General features: G+C 33.5%; 8 protein-coding genes. 3 read left to right on the top strand and 5 right to left on the bottom strand.

Annotated features, from left to right (window positions below):
• Positions 1–53: 53 nt before the first annotated feature.
• From QMA06_RS02365 to QMA06_RS02375, 3 genes are all read right to left on the bottom strand, one after another.
• Positions 54–1,856: a M1 family metallopeptidase gene (locus QMA06_RS02365; RefSeq protein WP_290205247.1), complete on the bottom strand. Its 1,803-nt coding sequence runs from the start codon at positions 1,854–1,856 to the stop codon at positions 54–56.
• A 160-nt stretch (positions 1,857–2,016) separates the two neighbouring features.
• Positions 2,017–3,618 carry a S8 family peptidase gene (locus QMA06_RS02370; protein ID WP_290205248.1) on the bottom strand — a complete coding sequence of 534 codons (1,602 nt, stop codon included), beginning with the start codon at positions 3,616–3,618 and terminating at the stop codon, positions 2,017–2,019.
• A gap of 22 nt (positions 3,619–3,640) precedes the next feature.
• Entirely contained in the window at positions 3,641–4,501 is an 861-nt protein-coding gene (locus QMA06_RS02375) for an MBL fold metallo-hydrolase (protein ID WP_290205249.1), read from the bottom strand.
• A 143-nt stretch (positions 4,502–4,644) separates the two neighbouring features.
• On the opposite strand from QMA06_RS02375, the gene QMA06_RS02380 reads away from it, so the two are divergent.
• Both QMA06_RS02380 and QMA06_RS02385 read left to right on the top strand, forming a co-directional pair.
• A complete protein-coding gene (locus tag QMA06_RS02380; RefSeq protein WP_290205250.1) occupies positions 4,645–5,007 on the top strand; it encodes a DUF202 domain-containing protein in 363 nt (120 codons plus the stop codon).
• Between the two features lie 340 nt (positions 5,008–5,347).
• On the top strand, positions 5,348–7,267 hold the full coding sequence (locus QMA06_RS02385) for a cation:proton antiporter (RefSeq protein WP_290205251.1): 1,920 nt from the start codon (positions 5,348–5,350) through the stop codon (positions 7,265–7,267).
• A 627-nt stretch (positions 7,268–7,894) separates the two neighbouring features.
• Here QMA06_RS02385 and lepA read toward each other — a convergent pair.
• Entirely contained in the window at positions 7,895–9,691 is a 1,797-nt protein-coding gene (gene lepA / locus QMA06_RS02390; RefSeq protein ID WP_290205252.1) for a translation elongation factor 4, read from the bottom strand.
• 172 nt (positions 9,692–9,863) lie between these two features.
• Between lepA and QMA06_RS02395 the strand changes: the two genes are divergently transcribed.
• Positions 9,864–12,281 (top strand): TonB-dependent receptor domain-containing protein, encoded by a 2,418-nt coding sequence (locus QMA06_RS02395; protein WP_290205253.1) that lies wholly within the window; start codon positions 9,864–9,866, stop codon positions 12,279–12,281.
• A gap of 160 nt (positions 12,282–12,441) precedes the next feature.
• On the opposite strand, the gene QMA06_RS02400 is transcribed toward QMA06_RS02395, so the two are convergent.
• Positions 12,442–13,551, bottom strand: coding sequence for a TolB family protein (locus QMA06_RS02400; RefSeq protein ID WP_290205254.1), 1,110 nt, complete (start codon positions 13,549–13,551; stop codon positions 12,442–12,444).
• Position 13,552 lies beyond the last annotated feature (1 nt).

Genomic DNA, 13,552 nt, shown 5'->3' on the forward strand with positions numbered 1-13,552 from the left:
ATAAAAAACCGTATCAATTTGATACGGTTTTACTTCAAATATATTACTGTTGGTTATTCTTTTGTGAAAACATTATTCTCACGATTAACATCTGCCATCATCTGTGAGGCGTCAATCTCAACTGATTTAACGGCCTTTTTAGCATCAAAAGTATAAGTTGGCATTGCCCAAGCCCAATCATCAATTATCGTCGCTGAAGTTGGTTTTGTGCCACGCATCATTCTCAATGGAATATAGTAGTTTTCTATAGTGCCATCGTTATATGTTACAGTAAGATCTATTGGCATTGGCATTAAACCAATGCGCTCTAAAGTGATGGTATTATTTTCAACGGATTTTACACCATAATCAATGGTATTAGTTGTTTGTGCAAAATCTATAAAATACCAATCGAGTTCAAAATCTGTAAGGCGTTCTGCGGTTCTAATAATATCGAATGGTTTAGGGTGTTTGAATGAAAAATTATCGAAATATTTTTTAATAGTTTTCTTTAAGTTATCTTCTCCAATAACATAACCTAATTGTGCTAAAAACACTGCACCTTTACTATAAGCAGCTGTACCATATACTCTATTAGTTGCATAACGATCAGAATGCGTGGTTAAAGGTTGTTCAACACCAGAATTCGCCAATGCAATATAACCACGATAAGTTCTATCTAAAGGATTTGGATTTTTATTATTGTTAAGGGCGTTCATGGCTAAAGTAGAAATATAACTTGTAAAACCTTCGTCCATCCATTCGTGCTTAGATTCGTTTGTGGCTAATAAAAATTGAAACCACGTATGTGCCAATTCGTGTGCTGTAACACCTAATAAACTGCCGTATTTTCGCTCACCTGTAATGAGCGTGCTCATAGCATATTCCATACCACCATCACCACCTTGTATAACCGAATATTGGTCGTAAGGATATTCACCAATATTCTCATTAAAGAACTCCATTAATAGAGCAGTATCAGATGGTAATTTTTTCCAATTATCTAGATATTCTTGATCTAAATCTTTTTTATAGTAGAAATGGAGTAAAGGTCCATTTGGCATTTGAAGGGTATCATGGATAAAGTCCGGATCGGCAGCCCAAGTGAAATCGTGTACTTTAGGGGCTTTAAAATGATAGGTTTTTTTGCCAGATTTGTCAGTTGGTTCTCCTTGAAGATAACCTGTGCCGCCAACAACGTAATCTTTGTCGATGGTTAATTTGACATCAAAATCTCCCCAAACACCGTGAAATTCTCGTCCGATGTAAGGATCTGCATGCCAGCCTTCATCATCGTATTCCGCTAGTTTTGGATACCATTGCGACATAGATAAAGCAACACCTTCTGAGTTGTCTCTACCAGAACGACGAATTTGAATAGGCACTTGCGCATCAAAATCCATATCAAAAGTTACTTTTTCACCAGGTTGAATAGGATTCTTTAAGTGTACTTCTAAAACGGTTCCGACGGTTTTATGTGCTATCACTGTTCCATTCTGTTTAAGTGAATTCACTTTAATATATCCAATTTCATTTGGTTGAAGTTTACTTATACGATCGCCAATTTTAGGACTAGGATCCTGTATGGTACGCGAACGTACATCCATTTCACTACCCGGCTGAAAGGCATTAAAGTACAAATGGTAATAGACACGATTTAATACATCTGGGGAATTATTGGTATAGACCAATTTTTGTTTTCCTTTATATTGATAGTTGTTAACATCCATATCAATTTCCATGGAATAATCGACGTGTTGCTGCCAGTAATCACTATTTGTAACTCTTGAAGCTTGGCTTTCGTTAGTTATTTGATTTGCAGTACCACAAGATGTTATAACAAAAAAAGATACGAGACTAAATATGAAATATTTCATAAAAAAAGGTTTTAAATTGACATTACTAATAATTTTTTCCAGTAGGTACAACGGATTAGATCATCATAATAGAATTAATAAAAAGATGAAGTTAATGATAGTAAATTCACTATTACTACACAACTTCATCTTTTAATAATTTAAAAATTAATAATCTGTATTATAATTTTGAAGCCATAATTAAGGCGTTATAAGCATTAACTATTCGTCCTGTTTTTGATAAATCAGCAAATGGGCGAATATTAGAAGCATCTCCACCAACCACAACTTTGGTTGCTATTGGCAAACCAGAGTCGATAATTACTTGTTTTACTTGTGTCGCTGTTAATTTTGGATAATAAGAACGTATAAGTGCTGCAACACCTGCAACCGCTGGAGACGCCATAGATGTTCCGCTTATACTTTTATATTCATTTTCTGGAAATGTAGAATAGATAGCAGATCCTGGTGCAAAAACGTCAACATTCTTTTTTCCGAAATTAGAAAAACTTGAAACCATTTTAGAACCATATTTAGAAGCTAAAGAACCGACTCTAATATACGAAGAGGAAACTTCTACAAAATTTACGTTATCGTCAGGAAAATTAGGTTCAACATCGATATCTTCACTAGAGTTACCTGCTGCATGTACAAATACAACATCATTGTCTGAAGCGTATTTAATAGCATCCCTTACCCATTCTGCATGAGGAGAAAATGATTTACCAAAACTACCGTTAATTACCTTTGCACCATTATCTACGGCATAACGTATAGCTAGAGCGACATCCTTATCGTATTCATCACCATTTGGCACTGCTCTTATAGACATAATTTCTACATTGTTTGCTACGCCATTAGCTCCTTTACCATTATTACGCTCTGCTGCAATTATACCAGCTACGTGCGTGCCATGGGATTCTGATTTTTTTACAGGCTTAACATTTCCATTACCGTAACCAATATCAGTTATATCATTAATGTCATCATTCGTAGTACGACCAGAAAAATCTTTATTTAAGTTGAAATTTAAACGTTCGTTTATACTCTCTAAAGCACCATTAATCTCATCTTTTGCATCCGCTAAAGACAATCCGTTACCATTCATACCATTGGCAATTTGAATGGCTTGAGATAATGCCTGATCTTCAGTTTTTATAGCATTAACTTCTTTAATTGTATAATCACTTTTACCAAAATGTTTAGTCAAAGTTTCGTGTGCGCTATTTACGGTTTGTGCAATTTGGTCGTATTGTGTTTTTCGACCAGTCCACATTTGGTAATCTTCTTCATATTGTGCTTTTGCCGCAGCATAACTTGGATTAGCTTCATCTTTAGAAGCTAAAATACGCACAAATTCCAATTGCTCATCGTAGGCATCTCCTAAGAAATTCCAGCCGTGAACATCATCGATATAACCATTTTTGTCATCGTCAATACCATTGTTTGGTTTTTCATCTTTGTTGGTCCAAAGTACGTTTCTTAGATCTTCGTGATCGATGTCTATACCAGAATCAATGACAGCAACAATAACTTTTTTCCCTTTTTTAGTTTTAATGATTTCGGAATAAGCTTTGTCGACACTCATACCTGGAATCGTATCTTTTACTAGGTCTAAATGGCCCCAATTTTTAGCTTCTGAATCAGTTAAATCTGAGACTTTTAAAGGGTTAGCGTCTATGTTTTCAATTGGAGTAGAAAGTACTTCCGATGTACCACCACATCCTAAAAATAAGGTTCCTGCAAATCCTAAATAGGCTATTAATCTATAATTCAATTTCATGTGTAATTATTGTTTATTGCTTTTAGTTAAATAAATCGTTTGTAGTAAATGTTTCGTTAAGTCGCACCCCTTTTTCGGTATGCTTCACTGTAATAATTTCATTATGGGCGTCATGCTCTAAAAATAAATAATAGTTCTTATCCGCAGCCTTATTTAAAAATAATTCTTTTTCGTTGAGTGTTAACAGTGGTCTTGTATCGTAACCCATTACAAAAGGTAAAGGTAAGTGACCAACGGTAGGTAATAAATCTGCCATAAAACAGATGGTTTTCCCTTTGTAGTTTATCATAGGAATCATTTGTTTGTCTGTATGACCGTTAGCGTAGAAAATATCGAAACCTAAAGCGGAGTCTTTTAAAATATGTTTTTCAGGTACATCAGTAAATTTTAACTGACCACTTTCTTCCATTGGTAAAATATTTTCTTTCAAAAATGATGCAACTTCACGTCGGTTAGGTTCTGTTGCCCATTTCCAATGTTCTGCATTACTCCAAAAGTGCGCATTTTTAAAAGCGGGTTCGTAACCTGTTCGGTCTATGTTCCATTGAATACTGCCTCCGCAATGATCAAAATGAAGATGAGTCATAAAAACATCTGTAATATCATCGCGATGAAAACCATGTGCGGCCAAAGATTTATCTAAACTATCGTCACCGTAGCGATAATAGTAACCATAAAATTTATCACTTTGTTTATCACCCATACCAGTATCGATTAAAATGAGACGATTATCATCTTCAATTAATAGACAACGTGCAGCAATGTCAATCATATTATTGTTATCCGCCGGATTGGTACGTTGCCATAACGATTTAGGCACCACACCAAACATAGCGCCACCATCGAGTTTAAAATTTCCAGATTGGATAGGGTATAACTGCATTGACGGTTTTTTAAAGTCCTGCAAATTACTAAAAGCTTTAAAACTAATTGTTGTTAGTCTTAATAAATTAGGGGATATTTAACAAATATGAAGTATATAATCTTAAAAAATAATTACATTTAGATTGATAAAATGAATTGGTAATGAAACGAATCACAAAATCACCTTTAAAATTGAAAAAGATTAAACTCTTGCGCTTCGGTCGTGATTTTAAGCCCGATCAAGAAGTGATTTTAAGAGATTATCTCGCAATTGAAAGAACACGGTTGGCTAATGAACGTACTTTACTTTCTTACATACGTTCATCACTATATCTGCTATTAGGTGCCATTGCGCTTTTTCAACTTAAAGAGTTTGCGAATTTTCAATATTTAGCATTTACAGCTATTATTTTTAGTGTGTTATTTTTTATTATTGGGGTGTATCGCTTCACATTGCTTAAAAAAAGTTTGAAACGAGTTTATTATAAATCTGAAGAAAAAGAAGAATCTAAAAAAGCTGAATAATTTTTTATACACTATTCTCATCAAATGCTACATTATAGACGATCATTTAATTAAAATTATTGAACGTTAGAGATATTTGATTGAATTATAACTATCTAATAAACAATTGCTTTTATAGGTTATAAAGGTCTACGGTAATTCTAAAAAAAGGTTATTTCAACATTACCGAATACCTCAAAAATTATATTATTTCAAGTTTAAATAAGAAAAAAAGGTTTTATTGCGCTTTAATTATTAATTAGATACTATCACCTTACAGATACTATTTATTAAAGTGTTAAATGAAATTGAAATCATTTTTAAAAGTAGAATTTAGTATTTTCACGCAAAATGTTGTAAAATGTTAGAATTAGCAGGAATAATTATATTAGGAATATTAGCACAATGGGTCGCTTGGAAGTTTAAAATTCCGGCGATTTTACCGTTAATATTAATTGGTCTTTTAGTAGGGCCTATTGCAGCGGAATTTTTAAGCGAAGACGGCAGTAAGTGGATAGAACCTATGTGGATTGAGCCAGAGTTGGATGATATAGGAAAACCTGTTTTAGATGAACATGGTGATCCAATTCCAGGAAGAGGTCTTTTTCCTGGGGAAAGTTTATATTATTTTGTATCGCTCGCCATCAGTATTATTCTATTTGAAGGCGGTTTAACATTAAGACGATCTGAAATAAAAAATGTAGGTCCTGTAATTACCAAATTAATAACTGTTGGTTCTGCTATTACTTTTTTTGGTTCAGGTATTGTGGCACATTATATTTTTGATCTTAGATGGGATTTGGCTTTCTTATTTGCTGGTTTAATAATTGTAACGGGTCCAACGGTAATAACCCCCATTTTACGTAATATTCCACTAAAAAAAGATGTGTCTACAGTTTTAAAATGGGAAGGAATTCTTATCGATCCGATTGGTGCTTTGGTTGCCGTTTTGGTTTTTGAATTTATAAGTGTTGGCGGAGATAGTGGTTTTACCAAAACCGCACTTATTGAATTTGGTAAGATTGTACTTTTCGGAACTACTTTCGGTTTCACTTTTGCTCATGCTTTGGCCTTTGCTATTAATAGAAAATTTATTCCGCATTATTTATTAAATGTGGTTTCTCTATCTACAGTTTTATTAGTCTTTGTAGAATCTGAATTATTTGCGCACGAATCTGGTTTATTAGCTGTGGTAGTCATGGGAATGGTTTTAGGAAACAGTAAGCTCGAAAACTTAAAAGAATTACTCTATTTTAAAGAGTCACTGAGTGTATTATTAATTTCTATTCTATTCATTCTTTTAGCCGCCAATATCAATATAGATGATCTCATGTTACTCTACACTTGGAAAACGGCTGTACTTTTCGCTGTGGTCGTCTTTTTAATAAGACCATTGGCCGTTTTTGTAAGTACTCATGGCTCTAAATTGAACTTAAATGAAAAACTGTTTATCAGTTGGGTGGGACCTCGTGGTATTGTAGCTGCCGGTATTGCTTCACTATTTGGAAGTAAACTAATGCGAGAAGGTGTAGAAGGTGCCGAATACATTACTCCTTTAGTTTTTATGATAGTTTTGGGAACAGTATTGTTAAACGCTACCACAGCACGTTTGTTTGCAAGATTGGTTGGAGTGTTTTTAACCAAATCGAACGGTATTTTAATTGTTGGAGCCTCCAAATTACCTCGATTATTAGGTCATTATTTAGTTAATAACGGCCGACATGTTGTGCTTATAGATAGTAATCAAAATAATATAGATAAAGCTGAGGAATTAGGATTAGATGCGCTTAACAGTAATATTTATTCAGATACCCTCTCGGATAATATTGAGTTGAATGATGTGGGCTATATCATGGCCATGACTGGTAATTCTGATATTAACGCTTATGTAATTGAAAAATTCGGAAAGGAATTTGGCGAAAACGGTTCGTATCGATTAGTTACTTCCGATGAAATGAATAACCCAGATAAAAATCCAAAGGAAGGATTGTTTTCTCCAACAGATGATTATATTAATTTAACTGAAGTCACTCGAAAATATCCTGCCATACAAGAAATAGAAATAGCGGATGCTGCGCACTATGAAAGTCTTATGGAAATGGCGAGCAAGGATCAGTACATGATTCCACTATTTTTAAAAGATGAAGAAGGAGAACTTCATATTATTTCAACTGGCAATATGAAAGTTGATGAGATTGGAAATGACAACAAATTGGTCTACTTGGGTAAACCCTTTGATGTTGAAAAAGTGGCGAAGGAAGATATAGAACTTACCAAATAATATTCAATTTGCTAGCGTTCTTAATCTCTGTTGAATAATTATTATTTGAATAAAGTAGAAATTATCCCTGTGCTGTTGATATTGAATGAGGCTAATTATAATCTACCTCTATATAAGAGATTCGCAAAAAAAAATAAGAATTTAAATTTTGCATGTTTCAGTTATTAAAATCTCTTCGTTAATAACGGCAGAACTATGTTGTTTTAGTTTTAGATCTCACTACTTATATTGTGACAATAGTGGATGGAACTATGTACGTTATTACAGAAGGACAAACTAAAACAGTTGATTTAGATGGAGAAGATGCTTTTATATCTGCTTTAGAATCATCTCGTTTTTCTTGTAACTAAGAAGTCATAATTTATAGGTATAAAAAAACAGAAGTCAATTACTTCTGTTTTTTTTATTACTATTTAAAAACAAACCTCTAAATAATTTGAAATATACTGTTTAATTTCAAAATTATTCATCGAAGTATATTAACCTGAAATAAACTAAATCAGCAATAATAGGAAAGCCATTAAAATTAATCCCTTAAGAATATAATTGGGTTATATTGTTTAGTTGTAGATTTGCAGAATTTTTGCCCATAAACGAGTTTATAACAAGTTAAGTTATAGAAATTAATTAATCATTCAACTTTAAAACAGCCATAAATGCTTGCTGAGGTATTTCTACGTTTCCAACTTGGCGCATACGTTTTTTACCTTTTTTCTGCTTTTCAAGCAGTTTACGTTTACGTGAAATATCACCACCATAACATTTTGCAGTAACATCTTTTCTGAGTGCTTTTACAGTTTCGCGCGCAATAATTTTTGCACCAATGGCTGCTTGAATTGGAATATCAAACTGTTGTCTTGGTATTAATTCCTTTAATTTCTCACACATTTTTTTACCAATATTATGGGCATTGTCCGCATGAATTAAAGCTGAAAGTGCATCAACAGGTTGTGCATTTAACAATACATCTAATCGTACCAATTTAGAAACCTTCATACCAATTGGAGAATAATCGAAAGAGGCATACCCTTTAGAAACGGTCTTTAAACGGTCGTAAAAATCGAATACTATTTCAGCCAAAGGCATTTCGAAAATCAGTTCTACACGTTCTGTGGTTAAATAGGTCTGATTAACAATCATTCCACGTTTTTCTATACACAAACTCATCACGTTACCGACAAAATCAGATTTTGTGATAATAGTTGCTTTAATAAACGGTTCTTCCACACGATTAACCGTTGTTGGTTCTGGTAAATCACTTGGATTATTAACTATAAAAGCCTCATCAGGATTTTTGTTGGTATAGGCGTGGTATGATACGTTAGGCACGGTAGTAATCACAGTCATATCAAACTCACGTTCTAAACGTTCTTGAATAATTTCCATGTGCAACATGCCTAAAAAACCACATCGGAAACCAAAACCTAGAGCCGCAGAACTTTCGGGCTGAAAGACTAACGACGCGTCGTTAAGTTGTAGTTTTTCCATCGAGTTTCTTAACTCTTCATAATCTTCTGTATCAACGGGATAAATACCCGCAAAAACCATAGGTTTTACATCCTCAAAACCTGCTACAATATTTTTTGTTGGGTTTGCAAAATCGGTAATAGTATCACCCACCTTTACTTCTTTGGCTGTTTTTATACCCGTAATTAAATAGCCAACATCACCTGCTTTTACACTTTGTTTTGGAACTTGGTTTAATTTTAAAGTTCCAACTTCGTCTGCATAATATTCCTTATCCGTAGCAACGAATTTAATTTTCTGACCTTTTTTTATTTCACCATTAAAAACCCTAAAATAGGTTTCAATACCTCTAAAAGTGTTGTAAACAGAATCGAAAATCAAGGCTTGTAGCGGTTCATCCACATTGCCTTTGGGAGCTGGAATTCGTTCAATAATAGCTTTTAAAATATTTTCGACACCAAAACCGGTTTTACCACTGGCATGAATCACTTCTTCAGGATCACAACCCAACAAATCCACGATATCATCAGTTACTTCCTCCGGATTTGCACTTGGTAAATCCACTTTATTCAATACCGGAATTATTTCCAGATCATTCTCTAAAGCCAAATATAAATTCGAAATGGTTTGTGCTTGGATACTTTGGGCAGCATCTACAATAAGCAATGCACCTTCACAAGCCGCGATGGAACGGGATACTTCATAAGAGAAATCTACATGACCAGGTGTATCGATAAGATTCAATACATAGTTTTCGCCTTCAAATATATAGTCCATTTGTATAGCGTGCGATTTTATGGTAATACCACGTTCGCGTTCCAAGTCCATACTATCTAAAAGCTGGGCTTGTTTTTCACGAGCAGTTACTGAACCAGTTACATCGAGTAAGCGATCGGCTAAGGTACTTTTTCCGTGGTCTATATGTGCAATAATGCAAAAATTACGTATATTTTTCATGTCTTTCTAAAGCAATGAACCCTTTTAAAAAAGTTCAATATGTAATTTGCAAATATAATTGATTTCTTGGGCAATAGTGTATCTATTATAACAATAAAAAACTCAATGTTTTACGGAAAAACCACAGTAAAAATTAAAAAACTATTAATATCTTGCAAGACAAACCAAATTTATGATTAGGCGCCTACGGTATTTTTTTGGTGTATTTCTATTTGCACTATGTTTTACGGCTTTTGCACAAGATTTCTCAATTTCAGGACAGGTATTAGATCCTAATAATTCACCAATTGAGTTTGCTAATGTGGTCATTTTAACCGAAATCGATGGTGATTATTTTAAAGGAACCTCTACAGATACTAAAGGTTTTTTCAATTTATCGGGTTTATCAGAGGCAACACTTTATATTAAAATCAGCTATATAGGTTTCGAAGAATTTCAGCAAAAAATTGATCTTACAGGAGATTTAGATTTACAAATAATTCAACTTAAAGCCATTCCAGAAAATTTAGACGAGGTTACAGTTATTTCAAAAAAACCAACCCTAACACGTAAACCAGACCGCTTAATATTTAATGTTGAAAATACAGCTTTAATTGAAGGCTCTACGCTTGGCGTTCTAAAAAGTACACCTGGTATTATTGTGTCTGAAGGAGGTATTACTATTAAAAGTTCGCCAGCAACCGTTTTTATTAATAATCGACGCGTTCAGTTAAATAGTGACGAGTTAATTCAACTATTAGAAAGTTCATCTGCAAACAGTATTAAGTCGATTGAGGTCATCACCAATCCATCAGCAAGTTACGATGCTGATTCTGGTGCTGTGATCAATATTATAATGAGCAGAAATTTGGTAGCAGGCTATAGAGGAAGTGGTTTTACCAATTATACACAAGGCGTTTTTCCGAGATACAATGTTGGTACAAGCCATTATTTCAAAAACGATAAAGTTAACGTCAATGTCAATTACACTTACACCAGTAAAAAAATTAACAGAGATCAAGATGATAGAGTTAATTTTTTCGATACTTCAGATGAAATAGATCAAATTTGGAAATCGAATGTAAATAGAAATACTTGGTCTGAAACCCATAACCTTAACCTTAATTTCGATTATTATTTAGATGATAAAAACACATTGAGCCTCACAAGTACAGGTTTATACTTACCATATTTCAAATATCAAATTAGAAACAATACCAATATTTTTGATGAAAATTTGGTATTCGACTCGCGTTTTACAGCCGATAATCTGTCACGAGATAATAAGTACAACATTGGTACGGATATAATTTTTAGGCACGATTTTGATAATAGTGCCAACCTTACATTCAATGCACATTATACCATTTATGATTACGATCGTACGCAAAATGTGCACACTTCAAATTTTGATATTAACAATATGTTTTTAAATGCTACCGAATTCAACACAATAGCGAATCAAAACACTGATATCATAACAGGAAAAGTTGATTATAGTTTGCCAATTAATGAAACCTCTAATTTTGATGCAGGCTTAAAATACTCAAATATTAATACGGATAGCGATATAACAAGATTTGATATTATTGGAGGCACTGAAATATTAGATGCCAATAACTCAGATGTCTTTAAATATGATGAAAAAGTATTTGCGGCCTATTCCAACTTTACGAAATCTTGGGATAAATGGGATTTAAATGTGGGCTTAAGAGTTGAACAAAGTAATATTGAAGGGGAATCTGCTACATTGAGCGCAACCAATACGCAAGATTATTTTAATTGGTTCCCCAATGCGAGTTTGTCCCATCAAATATTTGAAAATATTAGTATTTACGGCAATTATAAACGGAGCATTACAAGACCAAGTTATACGAATTTAAACCCGTTCACATTCTTCATAAATGAAAATACGGTTGTTCTTGGTAATCCAAATTTGGTGCCCACTTATATTGATCATATTGTATTAGGGACTAATTTTTTAGAGAATTTTACCGTTGAAGCTTATTATAAAAATTTCGATGGAGATATCTTAGAATTACCCAGACAAAACAACGTGACTAATATTATTGCTTTTACTCCTACAAATTTGGATAAAAAAGTAGAATTTGGATTCGATTTTATATTTCAGAAATATATAACCAATAACTATTTTCTGTATGCCGTAACTTCATTTTACAATAGTTCTGAAGAAATGAATTTTGGCGAAGGTTTTGTAGAACAAGACCAGTGGTCTAACTACAGTGTTTTATATAATAATTTCTCTTTTTTAGAAGACCAAAGTTTAAATGCGAGTCTAACGTTGACATGGGTTGGTAAAAATTTACAACAATTTCAAAAAATTGAAAATCGATTGGTTACAGAGTTGAGTATTTCAAAATCTATTTTTAAGAAAAAAGGTGTTATTTCTTTAACGGTTGAAGATATCTTTAATCTACAAGACTTTGAGACCACTACAGACTATCTCAATCAATCAAATTCTAGCTTTGTCGATTCTGATAATCGCTTTATAAAATTAGGCTTCCGTTATAAATTTGGTAATACAAAATTAAGTACTAATGAACGCGCTACAAGTGCAGAAGAACGTGATCGACTTAAAGATATGCAGTAGATTTACTTAATATATGTTTCTGTTTGTACGGACTATTTTAATTTTTTTTTGGGTTATTAGTTCTTGCCAACGACATAGTAAAAATACTTAATTATGAATTTTGACTGGTGTCTCTAAGTACTATAAAAACTTAGAGATCTCTTTTTTTATAGGGAGTGGGTTAATCTTGCCACTCTGCAATAAACAAATTGGTATCACGTCCACCCCCATTATTCCGGTTGGAAGAAAATGCCAAATACTTTCCATCATTAGAAAACACCGGAAACGCATCAAAGGTTTCACCATGGGTTACACGTTTTAAGTTTTTCCCATCAATATCAATCAAGTATAAATTGAAAGGAAATCCACGTTCGGCTTCAAAATTAGAAGAGAACAATATTTTCTCACCAGAAGGATGGAAAAACGGACTCCAATTGGCATTTCCTAAATCTGTTAACTGTCTTAAATCAGTTCCATCCGCATTACAAATATAGAGTTCCATTTCCGTTGGCTGCACCAAACCTTGAGCTAATAAATCCTTATATTCTTTTATTTCTTGTTCAGTTTTTGGACGTGAAGATCTAAAGATTAATTTAGTACCATCTGGTGAAAAGAACGCGCCTCCATCATAACCCAATTCGTGCGTTATTTGTGTCACCTCAGAGCCATCAATATTCATGGTGAAGAGTTCTAAATCTCCGCTTCTGGTTGAAGTAAACACTATTTTATCGCCTTTTGGGGAAACGGTTGGTTCTGCATCATAACCGACTTCATCGGTTAATTGATTCACAATATTACCATTGAGATCAGCCACAAAAATATCGTAACTATCATAGATTGGCCAGATGTACTTTCCGTTTTCATTTCTTAAAGGGGTTTCAGGACAATCGTCTCCTCCAAGATGGGTGGAAGCGTAAATAATATGCTTATTGTCTGGCAAAAAATAAGCACAAGTGGTTCTGCCTTTTCCTGTACTCAACATTGGTGGAGGGATACTATCGGTAAAGGTTTCGGTAGCGTCCATTAAAAACATTTGGTCGCATCCTACCTTCCATTTGGCATTATTAGATTGAAATACTAATTGGGTATCGTCAAAACTCCAATAAGCTTCAGCATTATCGCCCCCGTAGGTTACTTGTCTTATAGACTTAAAATGCGTTTCTTCAGGATAAATTAAGGAATCCATTGGTTTTGTAGCTCCTGTTGAAGTATCGGTGACATCATTTGATGTTTTATTTTTACATGATGAAAACGTAACAAGTAGAATTAAAATAGCAGCGATTTTGTTCATA

This window comes from Winogradskyella bathintestinalis (genome assembly GCF_030407435.1).
GTDB classification, from domain to species: domain Bacteria; phylum Bacteroidota; class Bacteroidia; order Flavobacteriales; family Flavobacteriaceae; genus Winogradskyella; species Winogradskyella bathintestinalis.